Here is a 26,791-nt window from a genome sequence, read left to right as displayed (position 1 = left end):
AAGTACCCGGCGTACGAGACCGCCGAAACAGTGACGATTCGACCGTGTCGCCGCAACCCGCACACCCAATGGTGACGCAGCTCACGACGGTTTGCCGGTCTTGCGCACGATTGGCACCGCCAGTCGGCCGTACGTCCGACTGGGCGTAGAGTTCAGGTTTGGCCGCAGGGGCGGACCACCGGTCCCGCAGCCGCCGTCCCGCAGGCCCTGCGGTTACCACTGGGTAGAGATGACGTATCGCGCGGCGCGGTACACGATGGATGCGGCGCGACCCAGTAGAGCACCGAGCACCGACGAGCAGCAAAGGAAAAGCGTGGCTTCCGGATCCGATCGCAACCCGATCATCATTGGCGGCCTTCCCAGCCAGGTCCCGGATTTCGATCCCGAGGAGACGGCGGAATGGCTCGACTCGCTGGACGCGGCCATCGACGAGCGCGGCCGTGAACGTGCCCGCTACCTGATGCTGCGGCTCATCGAGCGCGCCCGCGAGAAGCGCGTCGCGGTGCCCGAGATGCGCAGCACCGACTACGTGAACACCATCGCGACCAAGGACGAGCCGTTCTTCCCCGGCAACGAGGAGATCGAGCGGCGCATCCTGAACGCGACCCGGTGGAACGCCGCGGTGATGGTCTCCCGCGCACAGCGCCCCGGTATCGGTGTCGGCGGCCACATCGCGACCTTCGCGTCGTCGGCGTCGCTCTACGACGTGGGCTTCAACCACTTCTTCCGCGGCAAGGACGACGGCAGGGGCGGCGACCAGATCTTCTTCCAGGGCCACGCCTCGCCCGGCATCTACGCCCGCGCCTTCCTGCTTGACCGGCTCAGCGAGCCGCAGCTGGACGCCTTCCGGCAGGAGAAGTCCAAGGCGCCCGACGGGCTGTCCAGCTACCCGCACCCGCGGCTGATGCCGGACTTCTGGGAGTTCCCGACCGTGTCCATGGGCCTGGGCCCGCTGGGTGCGATCTACCAGGCCAGGATGAACCGCTACATGGAGGCGCGCGGCATCGCCGACACCTCCGCGTCGCACGTGTGGGCCTTCCTCGGCGACGGCGAGATGGACGAGCCCGAGTCACTGGGCCAGCTGTCCATCGCCGCCCGCGAGGGCCTGGACAACCTGACCTTCGTGGTCAACTGCAACCTGCAGCGGCTCGACGGCCCGGTGCGCGGCAACGGCAAGATCATCCAGGAGCTGGAGTCGCAGTTCCGCGGCGCCGGCTGGAACGTGATCAAGCTGGTGTGGGACCGCTCCTGGGACCCGCTGCTGGCCCAGGACCGCGACGGCCTGCTGGTCAACAAGATGAACACGACGCCCGACGGCCAGTTCCAGACGTACGCCACCGAGTCCGGCGCGTACATCCGCGAGCACTTCTTCGGCGACGACCAGCGCATGCGCAAGATGGTCGAGAACCTCACCGACGAGCAGATCCTGCACCTGGGGCGCGGCGGCCACGACCACCGCAAGATCTTCGCCGCCTACACCGCCGCGATGCAGCACAAGGGCCAGCCGACGGTGATCCTCGCCCAGACCATCAAGGGCTGGACGCTGGGGCCGAACTTCGAGGGCCGCAACGCGACCCACCAGATGAAGAAGCTCACCGTCGACGACCTCAAGCGCTTCCGTGACCGGCTGCACCTGCCGATCACCGACAAGCAGCTGGACGAGGGCTACCCGCCGTACTACCACCCGGGCCGGGACTCCGAGGAGATCCAGTACATGCACGACCACCGCAAGGCCTGCGGTGGTTACGTGCCGACCCGGATCGTCCGCGCCAAGCCGCTGCCGCTGCCCGACGACAAGGCGTACGCGACGGCGAAGAAGGGCTCGGGCCAGCAGTCCATCGCCACCACGATGGCCTTCGTGCGGGTCCTGAAGGACCTGATGCGGGACAAGGAGATCGGCAAGCGCTTCGTGCTGATCGCCCCCGACGAGTACCGCACCTTCGGCATGGACGCGTTCTTCCCGAGCGCGAAGATCTACAACCCGCTGGGGCAGCAGTACGAGTCGGTCGACCGCGAGCTGCTGCTGGCGTACAAGGAGTCGCCGACCGGGCAGATGCTGCACGACGGCATCTCCGAGGCGGGCTGCACGGCGTCGCTGATCGCCGCGGGTTCCGCGTACGCCACGCACGGCGAGCCGCTGATCCCGGTGTACGTCTTCTACTCGATGTTCGGCTTCCAGCGCACCGGCGACCAGTTCTGGCAGATGGCCGACCAGCTGGCGCGCGGCTTCGTGCTGGGCGCCACCGCGGGCCGCACCACCCTCACGGGTGAGGGCCTGCAGCACGCCGACGGCCACTCCCAGCTGCTGGCGTCCACCAACCCGGCGTGTGTGGCCTACGACCCGGCGTACGGGTACGAGATCGCGCACATCGTGCAGGACGGCCTGCGCCGGATGTACGGGGCGACCGCCGACGGCAAGCCCGGCGAGGACGTCTTCTACTACCTGACCGTCTACAACGAGCCGATCCAGCACCCGGCCGAGCCCGCCGACGTGGACGTCGAGGGCATCCTCAAGGGCGTCTACCGCTTCAAGGCCGGCGAGGCCGGTGCCATCCCGGCGCAGATCATGGCGTCCGGCGTGGCGGTGCCGTGGGCGGTCGAGGCGCAGCAGCTGCTCGCCGCGGACTGGAACGTACGGGCCGACGTGTGGTCGGCGACGTCCTGGAACGAGCTGCGGCGCGAGGCCGTCGCCGTCGAGGAGCACAACCTGCTGCACCCCGAGGAGGAGCAGCAGGTCCCGTACGTGACCCGCAAGCTGTCCGGGGCCGAGGGCCCGTTCGTGGCGGTGTCCGACTGGATGCGCTCGGTGCCCGACCAGATCGCCCGCTGGGTGCCGGGGCGCTACACCTCGCTGGGCGCCGACGGTTTCGGCTTCGCCGACACGCGCGGGGCCGCACGCCGTTTCTTCCACATCGACGCGCAGTCGATCGTGCTGGCGGTGCTGACCGAGCTGGCCCGCGACGGCAAGATCGACCGTTCGGTGCTCAAGCAGGCCGTGGACCGCTACCAGCTGCTCGACGTGGGCGCGGCCGACCCCGGCGCGGCCGGCGGCGACGCCTGACGCACTCCGCACCGAGCCCCGGACCGGCAGTACGCCGGCCCGGGGCTCCGGCGTTTTCGCGCCGTTTCTATCTCCAGATTCCGCCGCGCCAAACCTCTTCGCGTACCTGAATCGCCGTCAGGAGGCCGCGGGTCGCCTACGCTTGGCCGACCGTCCGCTCCGCACCGGCGGCCGGCGACCCCGCTCCCCTCACCTCCGCGAGGCATCCGCGAGTGACACTTCTCTACGCGCGCATGAGCTTCACCACCTTCCGGGCGACCATGGCACTCGCCGTCGTCTTCGTCATGCTGGCCACCACGGGGTGGACGGCGGTCCGCCCGCACGGCCCCGCCGACGCACGCTCGGTCGCGGTACGCGCCTGGCTGCGCGCCACCGTCGGCGGCCACCGGCTGCCCGACCCCGACACCGCACCGGCAGGGGCCGTGGCCCGGCTGTTCTCCTCGCTCAGCCGCCCGCAGGCACTGCGGCTGACCCGCCGCTACCCGCTGGTCGTCGGCAACCTCAACGGTGTGCCGCTCGCGCTGCGCTACCAGGCCAACCGCTACGCCCTGCTCAAGGCCCGCGCCGACGAGCGGCTGCGCGCGGTCAGCAACGCGCTGACCCCGGCGGGCCGCAAGGACGCGGGGCGGCGCGCCGAGCGCTACACCTCGCTGCTCTCGGGGCACCGGCAGATCCTCGCGTTCGACCCCAGCGGCGCCGGCCGCGCCGCCGAGGTCCTCGGCGACCTCGGCACCGCGACCCGGGTGGCGGTCGTGGTGCCGGGCGTCGACACCAACATCCTCAGCTTCGAGCGCGCCACCAAGGCGTACGCGGCCCCCGTCGGCATGGCCCGCGCCCTCTACCGGCGGGAGAAGGCCGCGGAGCCGGACGCGAGGACCGCGGTGATCGCCTGGGCCGACTACGTGACGCCCAGCGGCGTCGGGCTCGACGCGTCCACCGCTAACCTCGCAGAGCACGGCGCGACCCGGCTGCTCGCGCTGCTCGGCACGCTCCCCCGGTGGCAGCGGGTCGCCCTGTTCTGCCACTCCTACGGCTCCGTGCTGTGCGGGGTGGCCGCACCCGGCCTGGCCAAGGGCCAGGTCACCGACATCACCGTCTTCGGCAGCCCGGGGATGCACGTCAAGCGGGCCTCGCAGCTGCACACCGACGCGAACGTGTGGGCGGCCAGGGACAGCGACGACTGGATCGAGGACGTGCCGCACCTGGAGTTCGCCGGGCTCGGCCACGGCACGGACCCCGTCTCCGAGAAGTTCGGAGCGCGGGTCGTCAGCGCCAGGGGCGCCGCGGGCCACCCCGGGTACTTCGCGCCCGGGACCGCGAGTCTGGGGAACTTCACCGCCATCGCCCTGGGCAACTACCCCGCCGTCGCCTGCGGCGGCTCATCCGTCTCGGCCTGCACGGCCGGCCTGGTCTGAACCGCCCCGCCGGGCGCGGGCCGCTGAGGACGCGCGCCCTCCGCGGGCCGAGCCGCCACCGCAGGTGGCGCTCGGAGCGCGCACCCATGTCCGGAATGCGCTTCGCGCAATAGGCTGAGCGGTATGGGCGATGTGCTGGCCGGAAGCAATGCCGTATGGGAGTTCGAGCCCGACGCCGTCGTGATCCGGTACGGCCGGGGCGCTCGGGGGTCGCGGCTGCTCCAGATGCTCGGGGAGCGGCGGGTGCCGCACGCCGCGCTGGCGTCGGTCGACCTGGAGGACGGCAGGCGCGGCCACGTCGTGCTGCGGGCGGCACCCCGCGCGGGCGCGGACCCGCTGGTCGAGGCGGCCGGCGGCCAGCTCAAGGACAGCGCCGACCCCTACCGGCTGGTCGTCCCCGAGCAGTTCAGCACCCTCGCGGAGTACTACCGCGACGAGCTACGCGCGAAGATCGGCGACCCGGGCGAGGCCGCCGGCCGCTTCCTGGTCGACGCCCCGTCACCGCCGCGCTCCTTCAAGGCCTATGACGCCAAGGCGCTCTTCGACGGACGCACCGTCAGCTTCCGCTGGTTCTGGACCGGCGCGTCCTCGGCGAAGTGGAAGGCCGGCGACCAGAGCTTCCCGGTCGAGGAGCTGGCCGGCGTCGACTGGCGCTCCCCCGAGATGCTGCACGGCTACCTGCGGCTGCTGCGCAGGAACGGCGGCGGTCCGCAGCCGGGCGAACCCGACCAGGACCCCGCCGCCGTCGTCTTCGGCCTCGGCTACGGCCCCGTGCACGAGTCGCTGCCGTTCGCGGCGTCCGTGCTGGCCGCGATCAGGTCGGTGCGGGTGCGGCCCTAGGCCGTGTTTTGGAAGTGGCGCCGTCCGCCCACAGGGCGGGCCCCGCGGCGTCTGGTGCGTGCGATCGCAAGGCGGAGGGTCGTCCTCGTAGTGGGCCTACTCGGACGACTCCGACAACGCAGCGAGCGTGCGTGCCAGGCGCCGCGGGGCAGGCGGGACTTCCAAAACACGGCCGAGGGCGTGTCCTGCCGGGTCCTACTCGCGGGCCGCGGACGTGGTGCTCATGTCCGGGTAGCGGTCGCCGACGACCTGCCCGGCGATCGGCTCCAGCTCGGCCAGCTCCGCCGCGTCCAGCGTGATCGCGGCCGCCGCGACGTTCTCCAGCACGCGGGAGGCCTTGCGGGTGCCGGGGATCGGCACCACGGGCAGGCCGTGCACACGCGCCTGGGCGTGCACCCAGGCCAGCGCGATCTGCCCGGGCGTGGCGTCGTGCGCCTTCGCGATCCGGCGCACCGGCTCCAGCAGGTCCGCGTTGTGCCGCGCGTTCTCGCCGGTGAAACGCGGCTGGCGGCGCCGCATGTCGCCGTCCGACAGCTCGCTGGCCGCGTCCTGGAAGGCGCCGGTCAGGAAGCCGCGGCCGAGCGGCGAGTACGGCACGAAGGCCACCCCGAGGTCGGCCGCCGCGCCCACCGCGGAGCGCTCCACGTCCCGGCTGAAAAGCGACCACTCCGACTGGATCGCGGTGATCGGGTGCACCGCGTGCGCCTCGCGCAGCTCGGCGCCGGTCACCTCCGACAGGCCGAGCCATCGGACCTTGCCCGCGGCCACCAGCTCGCCCATCGCGCCCACCGACTCCGCCAGCGGCACCCGCGGGTCGCGCCGGTGCATGTAGTACAGGTCGATGACCTCGACGCCGAGCCTGCGCAGGCTGGCGTCCACCGCCTGCCGGATGTAGGGCGGGTCGTTGCGGATCGCCCGGTAGGCCGGGTCGTCGGGCCTGCGCTCGTTGGCGAACTTCGTGGCGAGGGTGATCTCGTCGCGGTGCGCCTTGACGAACGACGCCAGGAACTCCTCGTTGGCGCCCTGGCCGTACATGTCGGCGGTGTCGTACAGCGTCACCCCGGCGCCGAGCGCCGTCTCCAGCGTCTCGCGGGCCGCGGCCTCGTCGGTGTCGCCGTAGAACTCGCTCATGCCCATGCAGCCCAGGCCCTGGACCCCGACCTGCGGCCCGTCCGCGCCCAGTCCCACCGTCCCGATCCGTGCAGCCGACATCACGCGCCCGTCCTCTCCGGCGCCTGCTCGGCGCCCGCATACGTTCCGATCTTGTAGTCCAGCACCGTCAGGGTGTCCTGCAGCTCCGCGATCCGCTTCACCACGTCCACCCGGGTCGCCTCCAGCAGCGCCTTGCGCTCCCGCTGCGTGCGGTCGCCCTCCCTGACCAGCTCCGCGTACGTCACCATGTCGGCGACCGGCATCCCGGTCAGCCGCAGCTTGCCGACGAAGGCCAGCCAGTCCAGGTCGCGGTTGCTGAAACGGCGCTGCCCGGTGTTGGAGCGGTCCACGTGGGGCATCAGCCCGATCCGCTCGTACCAGCGCAGGGTGTGCGCGCTCATCCCGGTGAACGCGGCCACCTCGCTGATCGTGTACTGGTCCCTGCCGTCGGGCCGCGGATGCGTCTCGTCCTCCGCCACGCACAGCGCCGCCGGAACGGTTTCCTGGTTCACCATCTGCACGACCGTCATGGTCACCACGCTAAGACCTTGGAGTGCACTCCAGGCAAGTGCGGGCCATTAGGCTCACGATATGGACAGCCTACGGTTGATCGATCAGTGGCCGGTGCCGGAGGCGGCGGCCGTCGTCGTCCGCAGCGACGGCACCACGGCGGGCTCCTACGGGCCGCTCGACCAGGCCTTCGCCCTCGCCTCGGTGACCAAGCCGCTCACCGCGTACGCGGCGCTCGTGGCCTATGAGGAGGGCGTCTTCGAACTCGACGACCCGGCCGGGCCCGAGGGCTCCACGGTCAGGCACCTGCTCGCCCACACCTCGGGGCTGGCCTTCGACGGCCACCAGGTGCAGGCCGCACCCGGCACCCGGCGGATCTACTCCAACACCGGGTTCGAAGTCCTGGCGGACACCCTCGCCAAGGCCGCGGGCATGCCCTTCGCGTCCTACCTGGACGAAGCGGTGCTCCGGCCGCTCGGGATGGCCTCGACCCGGCTCGACGGCTCCCCGGCCGCCGGTGCGGTCTCCACGGCCGCCGACCTCGGCCGCTTCGCGGCGGAAGTGCTGGCGCCGCGGCTGCTCCACGAGTCCTCCGTGGCCCTGGCCACGTCGGTCGCCTTCCCCGGGCTGCGCGGGGTGCTGCCCGGGTACGGCATGCAGGACCCCAACGACTGGGGGCTCGGCTTCGAGATCCGCGGGCACAAGTCCCCGCACTGGACCGGGTCCCGGTCCTCCCCCGCGACCTTCGGCCACTTCGGCCAGTCCGGCACGTTCCTGTGGTTCGACCCGGCCGCGTCCGCCGCCTGCGCCGTCCTCACCCCCCGCCCCTTCGGCCCCTGGACCACCCCCCTCTGGCCCACCCTCTCGGACGCGGTCCTCGCCGACCTGAGCGCCTAAGGGGTTGCCACTTGCTGTGGCGGCGCGTCTTTCCCGCCATCGTGGTTGCGCGCGCAGTTCCCTGCGCCCCTGAAAACGCTCACCCTCTGCGCAGAGGGCAAGCCATCAGGGGCGCGGGGAACTGCGCGACAAGCCACGATGCACCGAAAGGTGGAAGCTCACAGCAAGTGGCAATCACCCAGGGGCGCGGGGAACTGCGCGACAAGCCACGACGGCGGGAAAGACGCGACGCCACCGAAAGGGGCAACCCCTTAGGCACCCGGCTGAGGGGATTGCATCGACCAGATGAGATATTCCGCCCCGCCCGAGGCGGAGAGGGTGAGGCCCTCCTCGTCGGTGAGGCGGGCCGCGTCGCCCGGGTGGAGAGCCTCGCCGGCGAGGCGGACCGTTCCGCGGAGTACGTGGACGTACGAGAAGGGGGCCGGGGGCAGCGCCACCTGGTCGGGGGCTGTGGGCCGGCCCACACGGAGCGCGGCGGCAGGCTGCCGCAAGCGCAGCGCAGGGGTGGCGTCTGGCGCCCCCGAGGCGAGCAGGGTGAGCCCGGGGCCGGCAGGGACCGGCGAGGTCACCGCGGCGTAGTCGGGCCGCACACCGTACTCCCCCGGCGTGAGCCACATCTGCAGGAAGCGCAGCTCGCCGCCCGAGGCGTGCGCGTTGCGCTCGACGTGCCGCACCCCGCTGCCGGCGCTGAGCCACTGCGCGTCGCCGGCCCGCAGCCGCGCCACGCGCCCTTGGCCGTCGCGGTGCTCGAGTTCGCCCTCGATGACCCAGGTGACGATCTCGGTGTCGCGGTGCGTGTGCTCCTCGAACCCGGCGCCCGGCGCGAGCCGCTCCTCGTTGCAGGCGACGAGCAGCCCGAAGCGTACGTTGCCGGGGTCGTAGAAGCCCGCGAAGGAGAAGGCGTGCCGGGTGTCGACCCCGGCGTCCGGCTCCCCGCCGGCGTAGCGGTCCGCGCCCCGGCGCACGTCGATCATGCGTCCACAGTAGACGGCGGCAAGCCGGAAATACCGACCCCATAGGCTTGGCTTCGTGCCGAACGCCTCGCAGTCACCGCAAACCCCCGCCGAACCCGGTCGCGGGGATCACTCCGCGACGCTGCGCAGGCTGGAGAAGTCCGCGGGGCGGCTGGCCGCCAACGCGATCGCCCGGATGGACGCGCAGCTGCCCTGGTACCGGGCGATGCCGCCGGAGAACCGCTCCTGGATCGGCCTGGTGGCGCAGGCCGGCATCGCGGCCTTCACCGAGTGGTTCCGGCACCCGGAGGCGCCGCAGGCGATCAGCACGGACGTGTTCGGCACCGCACCGCGGGAGCTGACCCGGGCGATCTCGCTGCGGCAGACCGTGGAGATGGTGCGGACCACGATCGAGGTGATGGAGGCCGCGATCGACGAGGTCGCGGCGCCCGGCGACGAGGCGGTGCTGCGCGAGGCGCTGCTGGTGTACGCGCGGGAGATCGCCTTCGCCACCGCCCAGGTGTACGCGCAGGCCGCGGAGGCGCGCGGCGCGTGGGACGCGCGTCTTGAGTCGCTGGTGGTCAACGCGGTGCTGTCGGGCGAGGCGGACGAGGGCGTGCTGTCCAGGGCCGCGGCGCTCGGCTGGAATTCGCCGGACAAGATCGTCGTGGTGCTGGGCACCGCCCCGAACGGGGACAGCGAGCTGACCGTGGAGGCGATCAGGCGGGCCTCGCGGCACGCGAAGCTGCAGGTCCTGACGGGGGTGCTCGGTGAGCGCCTGGTGGTGGTCGCGGGCGGCGACGACGACCCGGTGCGGGTCGCGAAGGCGCTGATCGGCCCGTTCGCGGCCGGCCCCGTGGTGGCCGGCCCCGTGGTGGGCGACCTGCTGTCGGCGACGCGTTCCGCGCAGGCCGCGGCAGCCGGTCTGCGGGCCTGCCACGCGTGGCCCGACGCGCCGAGGCCGGTGTCGTCCGACGATCTGCTGCCGGAACGTGCGATGGCGGGCGACCGCCATGCGCGTGACCAATTGGTGGAGGAGATCTACAGGCCTCTGGAGGAAGCGGGGTCGGCGCTGCTGGAGACGCTGAGTGTCTATCTGGAGCAGGCGTCGTCCCTCGAAGGTGCCGCGCGTATGCTGTTCGTCCACCCCAATACCGTTCGCTACCGGCTGCGACGTGTGACCGACGTCACCGGTTGGTCACCCTCCGATGTACGTTCGGCGTTCACCCTGCGCATCGCCCTCATCCTCGGCAGGCTGTCCGATGCGGAGCGGCCGAGCTGAGCGTTTGTGGGACACCCACAAATCACCTGACAGTTCTTGGTCCCTGTCCCCACGGGCGGTCCGCCCCGCCCGCGAGAGAGAGTGTGAAGGTGCTCGTACTCGTCGCTCCCGGCCAGGGCGCACAGACGCCCGGCTTCCTCGCCCCCTGGCTCGACCTCCCCGGCGCCGCCGACCGCCTCGCAGGCTGGTCCGCCGCGGCGGAGCTGGATCTCGCCCACTACGGCACCAAGGCCGACGCGGACGAGATCCGCGACACCAAGGTCGCGCAGCCGCTGCTGGTCGCCGCGGGACTGCTGTCGGCGGGCGAGCTGGGGCTGACCCCGGGCGCGGTCGCGGGGCACAGCGTCGGCGAGATCACCGCTGCCGTACTGGCCGGTGTGCTGTCCGCGCAGGACGCGATGACCTTCGTTGCGGCCCGCGGCCGTGCGATGGCCGACGCGGCCGCGGTGACCGCGACCGGCATGTCCGCGGTGCTCGGCGGCGACCCGGACGCGGTCGTGGCCCATCTGACCGGCCTCGGGCTGACCCCGGCGAACATCAACGGCGCCGGCCAGATCGTCGCCGCAGGCACGCTGGAGCAGCTCGACGCGCTCGCGGCCGACAAGCCGGAGAAGGCCCGGGTCATCGCGCTGAAGGTCGCGGGCGCCTTCCACACCGCCCACATGGCCCCCGCGGTCGCCGCGCTGGAGGCGCTCGCGCCTTCGCTCGCGGTCTCCGACCCCGCGGTTCCGTATGTTTCGAACGCGGACGGGCAGGCGGTGGACAAGGGCGGTGACGTCGTCCGCCGGCTGGTCGCGCAGGTGTCCAACCCGGTGCGCTGGGACCTGTGCATGGAGACGTTCAAGGAGCGCGGCGTCACCGCGATCATCGAGGTGTCGCCCGGCGGCACCCTGGTGGGTCTGGCCAAGCGGGCGCTGCCCGGGGTGCGGACGCTGGCGCTCAAGACGCCCGAGGACCTCGACGCGGCCCGCGCGCTGGCCGCCGAGGTGGCGGCGCAGGCCGCGGCTCCGGACGCGGTACCAGAAGCCTCAGCAGAACAGGAGCCGTCGCAGCGATGACAGCGAAGATCAGCCCCAGCAAGGGCTCCCCGTACGCCCGTATCCTCGGTGTCGGCGGCTACCGCCCCACCCGTGTGGTGCCCAACGAGGTGATCCTGGAGCACATCGACTCCAGCGACGAGTGGATCAGGTCCAGGTCCGGCATCGCCAGCCGGCACTGGGCGGGACCCGACGAGACCGTCGCGGAGATGTCGATCGCCGCGGGCGGCAAGGCCATCGCGGACGCCGGGATCAGCGCATCCGACATCGACGCCGTCGTCGTCGCGACCGTCTCGCACTTCAAGCAGACTCCTGCGGTCGCCACCGACATCGCGCACCGGATCGGCGCGGGCAAGCCGGCCGCGTTCGACATCTCGGCGGGCTGCGCGGGCTTCACCTACGGCCTGACCCTCGCCAAGGGCATGGTCACCGACGGCACCGCCGAACACGTGCTGGTCATCGGCGTGGAGCGGCTCAGCGACCTGACCGACCGGGAGGACCGCGCGACGGCCTTCCTGTTCGGCGACGGGGCCGGCGCGGTCATCGTCGGACCGTCGAAGGAACCCGCCATAGGCCCGACGGTGTGGGGTTCCGAGGGCGACAAGGCGGAGACGATCAAGCAGACCGTCTCGTGGGAGGTCTACCGGGACACCGCCGCAGAGCAGGTGCGCTTCCCGGCGATCACCCAGGAGGGCCAGGCGGTCTTCCGCTGGGCCGTCTACGAGATGGCCAAGGTCGCCCAGGAGGCGCTGGACGCAGCGGGCATCACCGCGGACCAGCTCGACGCCTTCATCCCGCACCAGGCGAACATGCGGATCATCGACTCGATGATCAAGGCGCTGAAGCTCCCCGACCATGTCGCCGTGGCCCGCGACATCGAGACCACGGGCAACACCTCCGCCGCGTCGATCCCGCTCGCCATGGAGCGGCTGCTCGCCACCGGCCAGGCCAAGAGCGGCGACACCGCCCTGGTCATCGGCTTCGGGGCGGGTCTGGTCTACGCGGCGACTGTGGTTACTCTCCCCTAGTCACACACCCTCGCGGCGCAGCAGTCCCGCCCGCCGCGCCACCGGTAACACATCAAGGAGCGCCGTACACAATGGCCACCCAGGAAGAGATCGTCAAAGGTCTCGCCGACATCGTCAACGAGATCGCCGGCATCCCCACCGAGGACGTCAAGCTCGACAAGTCCTTCACCGACGACCTGGATGTCGACTCGCTGTCGATGGTCGAGGTCGTCGTGGCGGCCGAGGAGCAGTTCGGTGTGAAGATCCCGGACGACGACGTGAAGAACCTCAAGACCGTCGGCGACGCCGCCGACTACATCCTCAAGGCGCAGCAGGTCTGACGCCGCTGGGCCGAAACGATCCCTCGGCGCCGCACACGCAGGCGCCCGCGGGGTCGGCACCACCGGGTCGACGCGTCTGTCGCCCGCCCTTCTAGACGTGGAGAGAACAATTCCTGTGAGCCCGACCAATCGCACCGTGGTCGTCACCGGTATCGGAGCAACCACACCGCTGGGTGGCGACAGCGCGTCGACCTGGGAGGCGCTGCTGGCCGGCCGGTCAGGCGTGCGCCTGCTGGAACAGGACTGGGCGGCCGAGCTGCCCGTACGCATCGCCGCGCAGATCGCCGTGGAGCCCGGGGAGGTCCTGCCCAGGCCGCTGGCCCGCAAGCTGGACCGCAGCGCCCAGTTCGCGCTGATCGCGGCCCGCGAGGCGTGGGCCGACGCCGGTTTCACCGCGAAGGCGGGCGACGACCCGGCCGTCGACCCCGACCGGCTCGGCGCGGTCGTCGCCTCCGGCATCGGCGGTGTCACCACGCTGCTGGGGCAGTACGACGTGCTCAAGGAGCAGGGCGTACGCAAGGTGTCGCCGCACACCGTGCCGATGCTCATGCCCAACAGCCCGTCGGCGAACGTCGGCATCGACATCAACGCCAGGGCCGGTGTGCACACCCCGGTCAGCGCGTGCGCCTCCGGCGCGGAAGCGATCGGCTACGCCGTCGAGATGATCCGCACCGGCCGCGCCGACGTGGTGGTCGCCGGCGGCACCGAGGCGGCGATCCACCCGCTGCCCATCGTCGCCTTCGGCAACATGATGGCGATGTCCAAGAACAACGACGACCCGCAGGGCGCCTCGCGCCCCTACGACGCCGGGCGGGACGGCTTCGTCCTCGGCGAGGGTGCCGGTGTGGTCGTCCTGGAGTCCGTCGAGCACGCGCGGGCGCGCGGCGCCCGGGTGTACGCGGAGGTCGTCGGCCAGGGCATCTCGGCCGACGCGCACCACATCACGCAGCCCGAGCCCACCGGCCGCGGCATCGCCGCGGCGCTCCAGCACCTGCTGGACGGCTCCGACCTCAAGCCGGCCGAGATCGTGCACGTCAACGCGCATGCGACGTCCACCCCGCAGGGTGACGTCGCCGAGATCAAGGCGCTGCGGCGGGTCTTCGGCGACGACGTCGACCACATGGCGATCTCCGCGACCAAGTCCATGACGGGGCACCTCCTCGGCGGTGCGGGCGGAATCGAGACGGTCGCCTCGGTCCTGGCCCTCCACCACCGGATCGCTCCCCCGACGATCAACCTCGCCCAGCAGGACCCCGAGGCCGACGCCGACATCGTCGGCGCCGACCCCCGTCCCCTGCCCGCCGGCACGATCGCCGCCCTGAACGACTCCTTCGGCTTCGGCGGCCACAACGTCGTCCTGGCCCTCCGCAGCTGGGACAACTGACCTGCGGCCGGCTCCCCCGACCCCGGGGTGGGTGCCACTTCCTGTGGCGTTGCCTTCCCCCCGCCGCCACGACGGCGGGAAAGGCGACCGCCCACCGCAAGGGGCAGGACCTCAGGAGGCGCTGGGGGTACCCCCAGGCGAAGCTCTGGGGGCGGAACTGCGCGACCAGCCCCCACCGGGGGTAAGTCGCGACGCCACAGCAAGTGGCAGTCACCCGGGGCGCGGGGCAGGCGCGGGCGCGGCGCGGAGGCGAGGTCCTAGGGAGCGAAGCTCGCGAAATATGCGGCGGACATGTCCTGGGCCGCGTGCCCCTGGTCGGCGGCCCGCTGGAAGCGGGCCGCACCGGCAGCGGCGAGGTCGAGGCGGGCGCCGGCCGCCTCCCCGGCGGCGACGATGAGCCGCAGATCCTTGGCGGCGCCCTCCACCGTGAAGTTGGGGGCGAAGTCACCCCCGAGAATGGCCGCGGCCTTCATCCGCAGGTACTGGTTGTCCAGCGCACCCCCGTCGATGGCTTCGAAGAAGCGCTCGGGGTCGACCCCGAGCGCCTTGGCGAGGGCGAGCGTCTCCCCGGTCGCGGCGGTGAGGGCGAGCACCCAGTTGTTGATGACGAGTTTCAGCCGGCTGGCGGGGCCGTCCGCCGCGTCCCCCGGCAGCCAGATCGTGTTGCCGCCGACCGCGTCGAAGACCTTGTCGGCCACGGCCCTGGCGGCCTGCGGCCCCGCGGCCAGCACGGTGAGCTGACCGGCGTCGGCGACGGGCCGGGTGCCGAGGACGGGTGCGTCCACGAAGAGCAGGCCGCGCTCGGCGGCGTACGCGGCGAGCGCGGCCTGCGCGTCGGGACCGACGGTGCCGGTCTGGAGCCACACGGCCCCGCGCGGCAGCGCGTCCGCGGCGGACTCCACGACGGCCCGTGTGGCAGGGCCGTCGAGCAGCATGGTGACGACGGCGTCGGCGCCGCGTACGGCCTGCGCGGGGTCGGCGACGACGCGGACCCCGTCCGCGGCGAGCGGCTCGGCCCTGGCGGCGGTGCGGTTCCAGGCGCGGACGTCGTGGCCGGCGGCGGACAGGTTGCGGGCCATCCCGGCGCCCATGATGCCGGTGCCGAGGACCGCGACGGTGAGAGTGTCGGACATGACGGCAGGTTACGCGCGGAAGGCGCCCGGCACGGCGTCGGGCTGAGCGCGTGTCAGACGACCTGGTGCAGCCAGCGGACCGGCGCGCCTTCACCCGCGTAGCGGAAGGGTTCCAGCTCGTCGTCCCACGGCTTGCCGAGCAGCCGGGACAGCTCGGTCTGCAGGTCGGCCTCGCCGCTGCCCGCCCGCTGCATGGCGGCGCGGAGCCGGTCCTCGGGGACCAGGATGTCGCCGTGCATGCCGATGACCGCGTGGAAGATGCCCAACTCCGGTGTGGCGCTGTAGCGCTCGCCCTCGGCGCCGGCCGACGGCTCGGCGGTGACCTCGAAGCGCAGCAGGTGCCAGCCGCGCAGCGCGGACGCCAGCTTGGACGCGGTACCGGGTTCGCCCTGCCAGGAGAACTCGGCCCGCCAGGTGCCGGGCGCGGCCGGCTGCCGGATCCAGTCCAGGCTGACGCGCACGCCGAGTACGCCCGCGACCGCCCATTCCACATGCGGGCAGAGCGCGCGCGGCGCGGCGTGCACGTACAGAACACCACGTGTCGTCACCGGTACCTCCAGTGTGGGACGAGGTTCGCCTTCCCCAGCGGCCTCAACACCCGAACTGGCTGCTTCCGGGGCAACATGAGAGACATTCTGCACTATTCGCGGCAAACAGGACAACAACTGACGGTTTGACGCCCGGTCGCGGCCGACCTCCCGTCACATCGATCCGGGTGTCAGGGAAAAAGCTACCCTGCGACGTCTCTTCGGGCGTGACGTACGGTCGGGCTGTTACCGGATGTCACCCACTCGTCGGAGGGAAGAGCCGAATGCGACCGCTGCTGCGACCCGGCCTTGCACTGGCCGTCGGTGCCGTTCTGCTGGGCGGATGCCTCTCCGGGTGCTCCTCGGGCGGTTCGCCGGACGGCGAGCGGGCACCCACGGCCGGGTCCCCCACCGCACACACCTCGCATTCCGCGCGGCAGGCCGCACCGGCGGCCCCGGCCGCCCCCGCGCGGCCCTGGAACGTCCACCCGGCGTCGGTGGCCGCGCTCGGCGACTCCATCACCCGCGGCTTCGACGCGTGCAAGCCGCTGCTGGACTGCCCCGAGGTGTCCTGGGCGACCGGAACGCGTACCGGGGTCGGCAGCATCGCGCACCGGCTGGCCGCGACCGCGCCCGCCACCCGCAGCTGGAACCTGGCGGGCACCGGCGCCAGGGTCGCCGACCTGCAGGGCCAGGCGGAGGAGGCGGCGGCCCACCGGCCGGCCATGGTGACGGTGCTGATCGGCGCGAACGACGCCTGCCGGTCCAGCCTCGGCGCGATGACACCGGTCGCCGACTTCCGCAGCGACTTCGCCGCCACGATGGCGTATCTGCACAAGACCCTGCCGACCACCCAGATCCTGGTGGCCAGCATCCCCGACCTGCAGCGGCTGTGGTCGGTGGGCAAGTCCAACGTGCTGGGCAAGCAGGTGTGGAAGCTGGGCCTGTGCCCGACGATGCTCGACGACCCCGACTCGCAGAGCGCGGCAGCCGCCGGCCGGCGCACCGCGGTGCGCGACCGGGTGGTCGCCTACAACACCGCCCTGGCACAGGTCTGCGGACAGTACGCGCGCTGCCGGTACGACGGCGGCGCCGTCTTCGGCTACCGCTTCGGGAGCGACGAGCTGAGCACCTGGGACTGGTTCCACCCCAACGAGAAGGGCCAGGAGCAACTGGCCGACCTGCTGGCAGCGGTGGCCTTCCGGCCGCAGCAGTAGCCCCGCGATCCGGCCCTCCCATGCGGACTGAAGCTGACCGCATGGCTGCATAGCGTCTTCCCCATGGACACCACGAAGGAACTCGCTCCCGGCACACCGGACGCGCAGAAGGCGCAGGAGGCGCAGGACGCGCCCGCGGGGCTGCCCGGCCGCTGGCTCGGCTACACCGCGGTGCTCGCCGCCGCCGTCATGGACCTGCTCGACTCGACCATCGCGAACGTCGCGGCACCCTCCATCCGCACCTCGCTCGGCGGCTCCTACGCCGATCTCCAGTGGATCGCCGCCAGCTACACCCTCGCCATGGCCGTCGCACTGCTCGTCGGCGGCCGGCTCGGTGACATGTTCGGCCGCAAGCGGGTGCTGCTCACCGGGATGGCCGGCTTCGTGGCCGGCTCGGCGGTCTGCGCGGCGGCGCAGAGCACGTCCATGCTCATCACCGCCCGCCTCGTCCAGGGCGCCTTCGGCGCGGTCATGATCCCGCAGTGCTTCGCCATCCCGCGGGAGATCTTCTCACCGCAGGAGTCCAAGAAGGCGTGGGGCGTCTTCGGCCCGCTCATGGGCCTGTCCGCGGTGCTCGGCCCGGTCGTCGCCGGAGTCCTCATCCACGCCGACCTCCTCGGGACCGGCTGGCGGATGATCTTCGGGATCAACCTGCCCATCGGGATCGCCGCGCTGGCCGTCGGCGCGAAGTTCCTGCCGGACGTCACCCCCGCCGCCCGCGGTGTACGGCTCGACGCCGCCGGTGTGCTCCTCGCCGGAGCCGGCGCCTTCCTGCTGGTCTTTCCGCTCGTCCAGGGCCGCGAACTCGGCTGGCCCGCCTGGACGCTGGTCATGCTCGGCGCGTCCCTGCCCGTCCTGGCCGGCTTCGCCCGCCACCAGGTCCTGCGCAGCCGCGCCGGACGCAGCCCCCTGGTCGAACCCGGCATCTTCCGCAAGCGCTCCTACGTCGCAGGCGTCGCCTTCGCCATCGCCTTCACCGCGTCCATGGGCGGCATGATCCTCACCCTCGGCGTCTTCCTCCAGGTCGGCCTCGGCTACACCGCCCTCCACTCGGCCCTGGCCACCGCGCCCTGGGCGGTCGGCGCGCTCTTCGGTTCCGCGGCCGGCGCCATGCTCATGGGCCGGCTCGGCCGGCGCATCCTGCACATCGGCCTGGTCCTCATGGGGTCCGGTGTCCTCGGCCTCTACGCCGTCTTCCAGACCGCGGGCGCCGGGCTGACGGCCTGGCAGCTGCTCGCTCCGCTGGTCGTCGGGGGCGCCGGCATGGGCGCGATCTTCGTGCCCCTCTTCGACATCATCCTCGGCGGCGTCGAGCCCCACGAGATCGGCTCCGCCTCGGGGACGCTGCAAGCCGTGCAGCAGCTCGGGATGACGCTCGGGATCGCGGCGCTGGGCACGGTGTTCTTCGACGTCCTGGGCGCCCGTTCCGCGGTGGCCGCCGCGTCCGTCACGGCCCTGTGCACCACCGGGCTCACCGCTCTGGCGTTCGCCCTGGCCTTCGCCCTCCCGACCCCCGCGCCCTCCTCCCCCCCAGCCTGACCCGGCCACCCGGCGCAAGAGGGTGCCCCTTGCGCCGGGAGTCGCCTTCCCCGCCGCGGCGGCCGGTCTCACAGTTCCCCGAGCCCATGGGTGGTTGCCACTTGCTGTGGCGTTGCTTTCTTTCCGCCCGTTCGGGCTGGGCGCGCAGTTCCCACCGGGGAAGGGAAAGCAACGCCGGCGCAAGTGGCAATCACCCGGGAAGCCCCCGGCTACGGGAGGGAAAGGGTCAGCTGACCGCAGGTCAAAGGGGCGGGGGTCGGGGGGAGGCGCCACGTGGAGGTCGGGGGGTGCCACATGGCAACGGCCTGGCGGGGGACGCCGATGACGACCTCCGCGGCCTCCCCGGGGGCGGCGGAAACCGACCCGAAGCCGACGAGCACGCGGCCGTCCGCCCGGTCGAGGTAGAGCTGGACGACCTCCCGCCCGGCCCGGCGGCCGACGTTGCGGACCCGGACGGCCACGGAGGCCAGTTCCTCCGCCGAGTCCGCCGGCCGGGCGGTCAGCGACTCGTACGCCCACGACGTATAGCCCAGCCCGTGCCCGAAGGCGTAAGCGGGGGCGGGCGCCCCGGCCCGCTGCCAGGCGCGATAGCCGATGCGGACGCCCTCCTCGTAGGCGAGCACGCCGTCCCGCGGGGTGACCTCGGTGACGGGCGCGTCGGAGAGCAGCGCGGGCCAGGTCGTGGGGAGCCGCCCGCCGGGCTCGACGTCGCCGAGCAGCACGTCGGCGAGCGCGTGGCCGCCCTCCTGCCCGGGGAACCAGCACAGCAGGATTGCCGCGACGTCCTCCCGCCACGGAAGCTCCACCGGCGCACCGGAGTTGACGATCACGACGGTACGCGGGTTGGCCGCGGCGACCCGCGCGACGAGTTCGTCCTGCCGCCCGGGCAGATGCAGGTCGGCCCGGTCGAAGCCCTCGGACTCGACGCGTTCCGTCGTGCCGACGACGACCACCGCCGTGTGCGCGGCCCGGGCCGCCGCGACGGCCTCGGCGATCAACTCCTCCCCGTCCCGCTCGGGTTCGCCGTGCACCAGGCTGCACCCGATGGCCTGGATCGGCAGGTCCACGTCCTTGGGCGGCGCGAAGCGCAGGCTCACCGGCACCGGCACACCTGCCGCGAGGCGCACCGTGCCGCGCTCCGTGGGCGTACCGAAGAAGGCCTCGAAGGGGTCGGAGTGCGGGTCGAACTGCAGCCCGTCGTAGAGCACTTCACCCGCGACCGCGAGGGTGAAGGCGCCGGTGCCGCGGGTCCCGAAGCGGTGCGCACCGCCGACCGCGGGCGTGAAGGTGCCGCACACCTCGACCGTGTGCACCTCGTCGTGGTCGATGCCGTCGGGCATCTCGCCGAACCACTGCACCTGGCCCGACGGCAGGGCCTCGGAGCCGAGTTCGCGGCCGTCGGCGGCGCGGGCCACCGCCCGCAGGGTGAACCCGCCCGCGGCGGGCGCCAGTTCCTCGCTGGGGTCGGCGCCCAGCGCATACCCCAGCGGTACGCCCGCGGGCAGCGCCTCGCCCAGCGCGTCGAGCAGCGAGACCACCCGGTCGGGGAAGACCTGCGCGGAACCGCCGCCCAGGATGCGCGGTTCGCGCGCCGCCGCGCCGATGAGGGCGATGCCGCCGCGGACGGCGGCGGGCTCCAGTGGCAGGACCGGGGCGTCCTCGCGGACGGCGTTGCGCAGCAGCACGCAGCCGCGTGCGGCGATCTCCCGGGCGAGCGCGCGGCCGTCGACCTGGGCAGGCCGGTCCGCGGGGGCGACGGCCGCGGGAGCGCCCGCGAGCAGGCCTACGCGGGCGGCAAGCCGCAGCACCCGGCGGGCCGCGTCCGCGACCAGATCCTCCGGCACCTCGCCCGCCCTGACCGCGGCGGCCAGCGCGGCCCCGTACACCGAGTGCGGCCCCGGCATGGCCACGTCGAGCCCGCCGCGGATCGCGCCCGCGGTGGAGCGGGCGGCCAGCCAGTCCGAGACGACGACGCCGTCGAAGCCCCATTCGCCGCGCAGCACGCCGTTCACCAGCTCAGTGTGCTCGGTCATCGTCACGCCGTTCACGGCGTTGTACGCGGCCATCACGCCCCACGGGCGGGCGCCCCTCACGATCGCCTCGAAAGGCGCCAGGTACAGCTCGCGCAGCGCCCGCTCGCCGATGCGGTTGTCGACCGTGAAACGGTCGGTCTCCGCTTCGTTGCCGACGAAGTGCTTGACGGTCACGCCCACGCCGCCGTCCTGCACACCGCGGACGTACCCCGTGCCGATCGCACCCGTGAGCAGCGGGTCCTCGCTGTACGCCTCGAAGTGCCGGCCGCCCAGCGGGCTGCGGTGCAGGTTCACCGTGGGTGCCAGCAGGACGTGGACGCCCTTGCGGCGGGCCTCCTGCGCCAGCAGCTGTCCCGCTCGGCGGGCCAGCTGCGGGTCCCAGGTCGCCGCCAGTGCGGTGGGGCTCGGCAGTGCCAGCGACGGGTCGTCGGCGGACCAGCGGCGGCCGCGCACGCCGATCGGGCCGTCGGACATCACGACCGCGCCGAGCCCTATGGCGGGCAGCGCGGGCAGTGACCACATGTCCTGCCCGCTGAGCAGGCCGGCCTTCTGCTCCAGGTCCAGCCGCCCCAGCGCGGCCTCGACCACGACCTCCCGCTCCTCATCCCCATCCACACCCCCATGCTCTCCCGCCCCCCGCCCCACCACAACGCCCCCGCGCCCACGCGTGATTGCCACTTGCCGTGGTCTCACACCTTCCGGCGAGTGGGTAAGTGGTCGCGCAGTTCCGCCCCCAGAGCTTCGCCTGGGGGTACCCCCAGCGCCTCCTGAGGTCCTGCCCCTTGCGGTGGGCGGTCGCCTTTCCCGCCGTCGTGGCTGGTCGCGCAGTTCCCCGCGCCCCTGAAAAACGCTCGCCCTCCTCCTCATACGGCACCGCCTGAAAGCGCCAGCTCTGCGGGCAGAGGGCACCCCCAGGGGCGCGGGGAACTGCGCGACCAGCCCCAACGGGCAGAAAGAAAGCAACACCACAGCAAGTGGCAATCACCTCAGGAGGCGCTGGGGTACCCCCCAGGCGAAGCTCTGGAGGCGGAACTGCGCGGACATCCCTACGGGGTGAGGAGGGTGGCTCCGAGGGTCGCGCGGGCGGCCAGCGCGGTGTGGGCGGCCGCGGCCTCAGGCAGCGGCCGCGTGGCGTGGATGGTCACGGCGAGTTCGCCGGCCGCCGCCGCGGCGAGGGCGGTGGCGGTCGCGGCCCGCTGGGCCGCGGGGGGTTGGGCGAAGGCGATGCCCGCGGCGCCGACGACGGTGAGGCCGCGGGAGGCGACGGCGACCGGATCGACGTGGGTCCACGCCCCGGACGTGAAGCCGTAGAAGCCGAACCGCCCGCTTCCGCCCCGCGCAGCGGTGAGCGCCTGCCCGCCGATGTCGCCGCCGACCGCGTCGAGGACGACGTCGGCGCCGCCGACGCGCTCGGCCCAGCCGGGCCGGGTGTAGTCGAGGGCGAGGTCCGCCCCGAGCGCGCGGGCGGCCGCGGTCTTGACGGGGCCGCCGGCGGCGGCGACCACGGTGGCCCCCGCGGACTTGGCGAGTTGGACCAGCAGGGAGCCGATGCGCCCGGCGGCCGCGGTGATCAGGACGGTCTCGCCGGGGGCGACCCGCATGGCGGCGAGCAGCCCGACGGCGAGTCCGCCGGCCTGGAAGACGGCGACGGCCTGCTGGACGGAGAGGCCGTCGGGCACGGTGTGCAGGTCGGCGGTGGCGGCGCGGGCGAGTTCCGCGTAACCGCCGCTGGAGCCGGGGGTGGTGGCGACGACCCGCTGGCCGAGCAGCCCCCGGTCGGCGTCGGGGCCGACGTCCACGACGCGCCCGCCGACTTCGAGCCCCGGCACGTACGGCAGCGGGAAGGGGTAGCCGCCGGAACGGATGATGACGTCGCCGTAGATGACGCCGGCGGCCTCGACGGCGACGACGACCTCGCCTGCGCCGGGCTGCGGCTCGGGCGCGTCGTCGACCTTGAGCACGTCGGGCGGCCCGAACTCCCTGACCCTGATGACCCGCATGACCTGCTCCTTCCGCCGTGGACCCGAACGCAAGCGATCCTCGCCGGGCGCCGGAGCGCCCGGCAAGGATCACTTGCGGGGTTCTGTCGCGAACGGGACAGACGGCGGGGAGTGTCTCACCCGGAGGGCTCAGCCGAAGAGCTGGCGCCCCCAGTCCTGCCCGGCGGCGAGGCCCGGCGGGACGGCGAAGACGCCGCTGCCGATGTGCTGGATGTACTCGTTGAGCGCGTCGTGCGCGCCCAGCACCCGCTGGAGGGTGACGAACCGGTCGGGGGTGTTCATGAACGCGATGAAGAACAGCCCACCGAGCAGGTCGCCGGTCTCCTTGTCGATGCCGTCGGTGTAGGAGTAGCCGCGGCGCAGGATGCGCAGGCCCTTGTTGTTCTCGGGCGCCGCGAGCCTGATGTGCGAGTCCTCGGGGATGACGTACCGCCCGCCGGACTTGGCGGCGAAGTCGGGGGGGTCGAACTCGCCGTGGCCGGTGAGCGGGGCGCCGCTGGACTTGTAGCGGCCGAAGACGTCCTGCTGGTCCCCGAGCCGGTCGCGGTCCCACTGCTCCATCCGCATCTTGATCTTGCGGCTGACCAGGTACGAGCCGCCGCGCACCCAGCGCTGCGGCTCCTCCTCGCCGATCCACACGTGCTCGCCCATGACCTTCTCGTCGCGGGCGTCGATGTTGCGGGTGCCGTCCTTGAAACCCATGAGGTTGCGCGGGGTGGCCTGCTGGGGCGAGGTGGACGACGTACGGCCGAAGCCGAGTTCCATCCAGCGCGGCAGGACGGTGCCGAAGCCGAGCCTGCGCAGGTTGCGTACCGCGTGGAAGGCGACCTGCGGGTCGTCGGCGCAGGCCTGGACGCACAGGTCGCCGCCGGTGACGGCGGGGTCGAGGTTCTCGCCGGGGAGCGCGGGCAGCGGCTTGAGGGCGCTGGGGCGGCGGGCGGCGAGGCCGAAGCGGTCGTCGAAGAGGCCGGGGCCGTAGCCGATGGTGACGGTGAGTCGGCCGGGGGTGAGGCCGACGGCCTCACCGGTGTCGTCGGGCGGTGTGTTGAGGTCGCCCTCGCCGCCGGGCACCTGGCGGCCGAGCGTCATGGCCTCGGCGGCGGCGGTCCAGGTGGTGAGCAGCGCGGCGAGGTCGGCGCGGGTGGCGCCAGGCGCGACGTCGAAGGTCGCGAAGCACAGCCGGTCCTGGGAGGGCGTGGCGATTCCCGCCTGGTGGGCGCCGCGGAAGTCCACGGTGGCGGCCCGGGGTTCACCGCCGGGGGCCGCCGTGCCGGGGCCGCTGTCGCGGGTGGCCAGTGCGGTGCCGCCCGCGCCGAGTGCGGCGCCGGCGACCGCCGCCCCCGCCCCGACCGCGCCGAGCAGCCGCCGCCGGCTGACCGGGGAGGGGGCTGCGGTGGCGGGCTCGGGGGTGATGTCGGGGGCGCCGTCGGAGCCGTCGGCCGGGCCGTGGGAGGGGGAGGGGGTGGCGGTCACGGGTCAGGCGATCTTTCCGGCGATCTTGGACACGGACTCGGCGTAGGCGTCGACGGCCTGGGCCAGGACGCGGCGCTGGGCGTCGGTGACCTTGCGGTAGTCGACGTAGCCGCTGTTCTCGTAGCCGGGCGTGGCCGCGTACGCCTTGAGGGCGTCGGCGGTGGCCTGGTAGCGCTGGGCGACGGTGGCGGCGAGTGTCGGGTCCTTGACCTTGAGGACCGGCAGCAGCACGGTGACGGCCTCGTTCGCGCCGGCCAGGTTGCCGTCGAAGTCGAGCAGGTCGATGTGCGAGTAGCGCTCCTCCTCGCCGGTGATCTTGGAGGACTGGATCTCGTTGACCAGGTCGGTGGCGCCGTTGGCGATGGCGGCGGGCTGGTACTCGACGGTCTGCACCTTGGTGTAGAGGTCGTGCACGTCGGCGCTGAGCTGGTCGGCCAGCACGCCGAGTCCGGCGGTGGAGTTCTTCTCCCACAGGCTCTGCTCGATGCGGTGGAAGCCGGTGAAGTCGGCGGCGGTGGCGGCGTCGTCGATCCGCCCGTCGATGCGGCCGTCGATGTCGCCCCAGATCTCCGCGGTCGGCTCGATGCGCTCGTAGTGGATGCGGGCCTTGCCGTAGAGGGTCTTGGCCTCGTCGGTCCTGCCGGCCTTGACCGCGGCGGTGAAGGCGTCGGTGCCGGCGACCAGTTCCTTGACCTCGCCGGTGACCCAGGTCGCGTACTGCTGGGTGGCGGTGACCAGGGCGGGGTCGTCCTTCCAGGTCTTCTCGGCGGCGCCGGTGACGGTGAAGTCGGTCTTCTCGGTCTTCGCGCCGGGGCAGTAGATCTGGTACTTGCCCGCGTCGAGGTTGAGGGTGAAGTCGCCGGACAGGCCCGGGGTGAGGTTCTCCTTCTCGCCCAGGATCTTGCCGCCGTCGAGCAGTTCGGCCTCCGTGACCTTCGCGGAGCCCTTGTTGCTGACGTCGAACGTGATGGTGCCGGCCGGGACGGTCGCCGGGGTGGGCGCGCAGTCCTTGTCGCTGATGCCGATGCTGACGGTCGAGGACTTGTCGCCGGCGTTCTTCGCGCCGGCGGGCGCGGAGCCCTTCGAGTCGTCCTTGCCGCCGCCGCAGGCGGTCAGCAGCAGGCCTGCGGTGATCACGGTGGCCGCGCAGGCCAGGGCGCGGCGGTGGGTGGCTCGGGGGTTCACGGTCAGCTCCTGGAGGGGGTGGCGGAAGGCGGGGACGCGGAAGGGGGGTTGCGGGGTCACGGGGTGGCCGGCCGGGCGGCGGGGGCCTTGCGCGGGCGGGCCGGCCACAGCACGACGGCGGCCATCGGGACGGCGTAGAGGAGCCAGCCGGTGACCATCGTCCAGTCGGGGTAGGGCTGGATGCCCAGGACGCCGGTGGCGACAGAGGAGGCGGGGGTGCCGGGGCGCACCAGCCAGGACAGGTCGAAGGCGCGGGTGCCCTGCTCCAGCCAGCCGCCCTCGGCCGCGGTCATCAGGGCGGTGGCGACCAGGCCCGCGGCGACGAGGATGAGCACCAGGCCGGTGATGCGGAAGAAGCGGGAGAGGTTGATGCGGACGCCGCCGCGGTAGATGCCGTAGCCGATGGCGGCGGCGAGCACGATGCCGAGGGCGGCGCCGGTGCCGCCGTAGGCGGGGTTGTCGCTCTCGTTGAAGGTGGCCAGCAGGAAGACCGAGGTCTCGAAGCCCTCGCGGAGCACCGCGAGGAAGGCCATCAGCACCAGGGCGGAGGCCGAGCCCTCGGTGAGGGCGCGGCCGGCGGCGCCTTCGAGGTCCTTGCGCAGGTCGCGGGAGTGCCGCTTCATCCACAGCACCATGTAGCTGACCATCACCACGGCAATGGCGCCGATCACCGTCTCCAGCTGCTCCTGCTGCTTCTGCGGCAGGTCGCTGGAGTAGATCTGCAGCCCGACCGCGACCGCGACGCAGATCGCCACCGCGATGGCGACGCCCAGCCACACCTTCTTGAGTGCGTCCCTGCGGCCCTGCTGGGCGAGGAAGGAGGCGATGATGCCCACGATGAGCGCCGCCTCCAGGCCTTCGCGGAGTCCGATGACGAACGTGGGGAGCATGGGGGTCCTTCGTGAGCGGGGGCGGACGGGTATCGGACGGGGACGGTCGGGCGACGGTCGGGCGACGGGGTGCCCCACGGAGGTCAGGTAAGGCATCCCTTAATTAGGTTAGGGCAACCTTATTAGAGGGTCTGCATCGGGGTGCCGTCAAGAGCCCCCACCTGCACCGATTTGGGGTGCGCAGGAATTTCCCGGCAAAGCCGTGACAAGCGGGAAGCGGGGGTTTCGTTGCGCCACACGCGTCCCATAGGGTCCATGCGCCATGGATTACTGCTACGCGTGCCGTCGGCACCTCAACGGCGCCTACTCCTGCCCGGGGTGCGGCACGCCCGCGGACCAGCTGAAACTCCCGCAGGTCGGGGAGACGGCGCAGATGCCGCCGATCACCGACGAGGACGCGCCGGGGCTGCCGGTCCCGGGCGGCGGGCGGGCCGCGGCCCGCGGGCGGCAGCGCCGGCAGGCCCGTGGCAAGCAGCAGCGGGTCGCCGTCTACGGGGTCGGCCTGGTCGCGGTGGTCGGCGCGCTGGCGATGCTGTCGATGGCCGCGCTGTCCGGCGGCGACGCCGGCGGTACGACACCTTCCGCGCCCGTCGTCACCGGCGCCACCCACTCCAGGACCGGCACCGCCGCGCCCGGCACCCCCGCCTCGACCGCACCGCACAAGGGCGGCACCCCCGGCGGCCCGCACCACTCGCAGTCCCCGACGGCCACCCCGGCCGGCACCAGCGCCACGCCGACCGCCCCGGCCACCACGACCGGCCCGCCGCCCAGCACGCCCGGCGCCCCGCCCACCAAGACCAGCGCGCCGCCCACCGGCACCCCGCGGCCGACGCACTCCTCGCACCCGTCGCCCAGCCCCACCTGCAAGCAGGTGCTGTGGTGGTGCCAGTAGGACCGGTCGTCCCGCGGCGGCCC

General features: G+C 72.8%; 22 protein-coding genes. 12 read left to right on the top strand and 10 right to left on the bottom strand.

Annotated features, from left to right (window positions below):
- Window positions 1-313 precede the first annotated feature (313 nt).
- The 3 genes from aceE to JT723_RS02370 all read left to right on the top strand — a co-directional run bounded on the left by aceE (window position 314) and on the right by JT723_RS02370 (window position 5,316).
- Entirely contained in the window at window positions 314-3,061 is a 2,748-nt protein-coding gene (aceE, locus tag JT723_RS02380) for a pyruvate dehydrogenase (acetyl-transferring), homodimeric type (protein WP_205042616.1), read from the top strand.
- Between the two features lie 212 nt (window positions 3,062-3,273).
- Window positions 3,274-4,476 (top strand): alpha/beta hydrolase, encoded by a 1,203-nt coding sequence (locus JT723_RS02375; protein WP_372441196.1) that lies wholly within the window; start codon window positions 3,274-3,276, stop codon window positions 4,474-4,476.
- Window positions 4,477-4,599: 123 nt separating this feature from the next.
- A complete protein-coding gene (locus JT723_RS02370; RefSeq protein ID WP_205042614.1) occupies window positions 4,600-5,316 on the top strand; it encodes a DUF4429 domain-containing protein in 717 nt (238 codons plus the stop codon).
- A gap of 195 nt (window positions 5,317-5,511) precedes the next feature.
- Here JT723_RS02370 and JT723_RS02365 read toward each other — a convergent pair whose 3' ends face one another.
- Both JT723_RS02365 and JT723_RS02360 read right to left on the bottom strand, forming a co-directional pair.
- A complete protein-coding gene (locus JT723_RS02365; RefSeq protein WP_205042613.1) occupies window positions 5,512-6,528 on the bottom strand; it encodes an aldo/keto reductase in 1,017 nt (338 codons plus the stop codon).
- Window positions 6,528-6,983, bottom strand: a complete 456-nt coding sequence (locus tag JT723_RS02360) for a MerR family transcriptional regulator (RefSeq protein ID WP_372441211.1) — start codon at window positions 6,981-6,983, stop codon at window positions 6,528-6,530. The genes JT723_RS02365 and JT723_RS02360 overlap by 1 nt, the downstream gene beginning before the upstream one ends.
- A 76-nt stretch (window positions 6,984-7,059) precedes the next feature.
- On the opposite strand from JT723_RS02360, the gene JT723_RS02355 reads away from it, so the two are divergent.
- Window positions 7,060-7,875: a serine hydrolase domain-containing protein gene (locus tag JT723_RS02355; protein WP_205042611.1), complete on the top strand. Its 816-nt coding sequence runs from the start codon at window positions 7,060-7,062 to the stop codon at window positions 7,873-7,875.
- A 251-nt stretch (window positions 7,876-8,126) separates the two neighbouring features.
- On the opposite strand, the gene JT723_RS02350 is transcribed toward JT723_RS02355, so the two are convergent.
- Entirely contained in the window at window positions 8,127-8,849 is a 723-nt protein-coding gene (locus JT723_RS02350; protein ID WP_205042610.1) for a pirin family protein, read from the bottom strand.
- Window positions 8,850-8,904: 55 nt separating this feature from the next.
- On the opposite strand from JT723_RS02350, the gene JT723_RS02345 reads away from it, so the two are divergent.
- The 5 genes from JT723_RS02345 to fabF all read left to right on the top strand — a co-directional run bounded on the left by JT723_RS02345 (window position 8,905) and on the right by fabF (window position 13,879).
- Window positions 8,905-10,110, top strand: coding sequence for a PucR family transcriptional regulator (locus tag JT723_RS02345; RefSeq protein ID WP_205042609.1), 1,206 nt, complete (start codon window positions 8,905-8,907; stop codon window positions 10,108-10,110).
- A gap of 89 nt (window positions 10,111-10,199) precedes the next feature.
- Window positions 10,200-11,168 carry an ACP S-malonyltransferase gene (locus JT723_RS02340; RefSeq protein ID WP_205042608.1) on the top strand — a complete coding sequence of 323 codons (969 nt, stop codon included), beginning with the start codon at window positions 10,200-10,202 and terminating at the stop codon, window positions 11,166-11,168.
- Window positions 11,165-12,175: a ketoacyl-ACP synthase III gene (locus JT723_RS02335; protein WP_205042607.1), complete on the top strand. Its 1,011-nt coding sequence runs from the start codon at window positions 11,165-11,167 to the stop codon at window positions 12,173-12,175. Before JT723_RS02340 ends, JT723_RS02335 begins: the two co-directional genes overlap by 4 nt.
- Before the next feature lie 71 nt (window positions 12,176-12,246).
- Window positions 12,247-12,495: an acyl carrier protein gene (locus JT723_RS02330; RefSeq protein ID WP_205042606.1), complete on the top strand. Its 249-nt coding sequence runs from the start codon at window positions 12,247-12,249 to the stop codon at window positions 12,493-12,495.
- Between the two features lie 115 nt (window positions 12,496-12,610).
- A complete protein-coding gene (gene fabF / locus JT723_RS02325) occupies window positions 12,611-13,879 on the top strand; it encodes a beta-ketoacyl-ACP synthase II (RefSeq protein WP_205042605.1) in 1,269 nt (422 codons plus the stop codon).
- Between the two features lie 257 nt (window positions 13,880-14,136).
- On the opposite strand, the gene JT723_RS02320 is transcribed toward fabF, so the two are convergent.
- A complete protein-coding gene (locus tag JT723_RS02320) occupies window positions 14,137-15,012 on the bottom strand; it encodes an NAD(P)-dependent oxidoreductase (RefSeq protein WP_205042604.1) in 876 nt (291 codons plus the stop codon).
- Window positions 15,013-15,065: 53 nt separating this feature from the next.
- A complete protein-coding gene (locus JT723_RS02315; protein WP_205042603.1) occupies window positions 15,066-15,560 on the bottom strand; it encodes a DUF3145 domain-containing protein in 495 nt (164 codons plus the stop codon).
- Window positions 15,561-15,823: 263 nt separating this feature from the next.
- On the opposite strand from JT723_RS02315, the gene JT723_RS02310 reads away from it, so the two are divergent.
- Window positions 15,824-16,756, top strand: a complete 933-nt coding sequence (locus JT723_RS02310; protein ID WP_205042602.1) for an SGNH/GDSL hydrolase family protein — start codon at window positions 15,824-15,826, stop codon at window positions 16,754-16,756.
- Window positions 16,757-16,819: 63 nt separating this feature from the next.
- Window positions 16,820-18,295: an MFS transporter gene (locus tag JT723_RS02305; protein WP_205042601.1), complete on the top strand. Its 1,476-nt coding sequence runs from the start codon at window positions 16,820-16,822 to the stop codon at window positions 18,293-18,295.
- 209 nt (window positions 18,296-18,504) lie between these two features.
- On the opposite strand, the gene JT723_RS02300 is transcribed toward JT723_RS02305, so the two are convergent.
- The 5 genes from JT723_RS02300 to efeU form a co-directional block, all read right to left on the bottom strand.
- On the bottom strand, window positions 18,505-20,943 hold the full coding sequence (locus JT723_RS02300; protein WP_251512817.1) for a beta-glucosidase: 2,439 nt from the start codon (window positions 20,941-20,943) through the stop codon (window positions 18,505-18,507).
- Window positions 20,944-21,374: 431 nt separating this feature from the next.
- Window positions 21,375-22,328: a zinc-binding dehydrogenase gene (locus JT723_RS02295; RefSeq protein WP_205042600.1), complete on the bottom strand. Its 954-nt coding sequence runs from the start codon at window positions 22,326-22,328 to the stop codon at window positions 21,375-21,377.
- A gap of 129 nt (window positions 22,329-22,457) precedes the next feature.
- The gene (gene efeB / locus JT723_RS02290; RefSeq protein WP_307863840.1) at window positions 22,458-23,801 is read right to left on the bottom strand and encodes an iron uptake transporter deferrochelatase/peroxidase subunit; all 1,344 of its coding nucleotides are present in this window, start codon (window positions 23,799-23,801) and stop codon (window positions 22,458-22,460) included.
- A 3-nt stretch (window positions 23,802-23,804) separates the two neighbouring features.
- A complete protein-coding gene (gene efeO / locus JT723_RS02285; RefSeq protein ID WP_205042599.1) occupies window positions 23,805-24,986 on the bottom strand; it encodes an iron uptake system protein EfeO in 1,182 nt (393 codons plus the stop codon).
- A 56-nt stretch (window positions 24,987-25,042) separates the two neighbouring features.
- The gene (efeU, locus tag JT723_RS02280; RefSeq protein WP_205042598.1) at window positions 25,043-25,876 is read right to left on the bottom strand and encodes an iron uptake transporter permease EfeU; all 834 of its coding nucleotides are present in this window, start codon (window positions 25,874-25,876) and stop codon (window positions 25,043-25,045) included.
- 262 nt (window positions 25,877-26,138) lie between these two features.
- On the opposite strand from efeU, the gene JT723_RS02275 reads away from it, so the two are divergent.
- Window positions 26,139-26,768, top strand: coding sequence for an SCO2400 family protein (locus tag JT723_RS02275; RefSeq protein ID WP_205042597.1), 630 nt, complete (start codon window positions 26,139-26,141; stop codon window positions 26,766-26,768).
- Window positions 26,769-26,791: the final 23 nt, after the last annotated feature.

Origin of the sequence: Actinacidiphila bryophytorum, from assembly GCF_016916835.1 — a bacterium.
GTDB lineage: Bacteria > Actinomycetota > Actinomycetes > Streptomycetales > Streptomycetaceae > Actinacidiphila > Actinacidiphila bryophytorum.
This window is presented reverse-complemented; position numbering and strand designations above follow the sequence as displayed.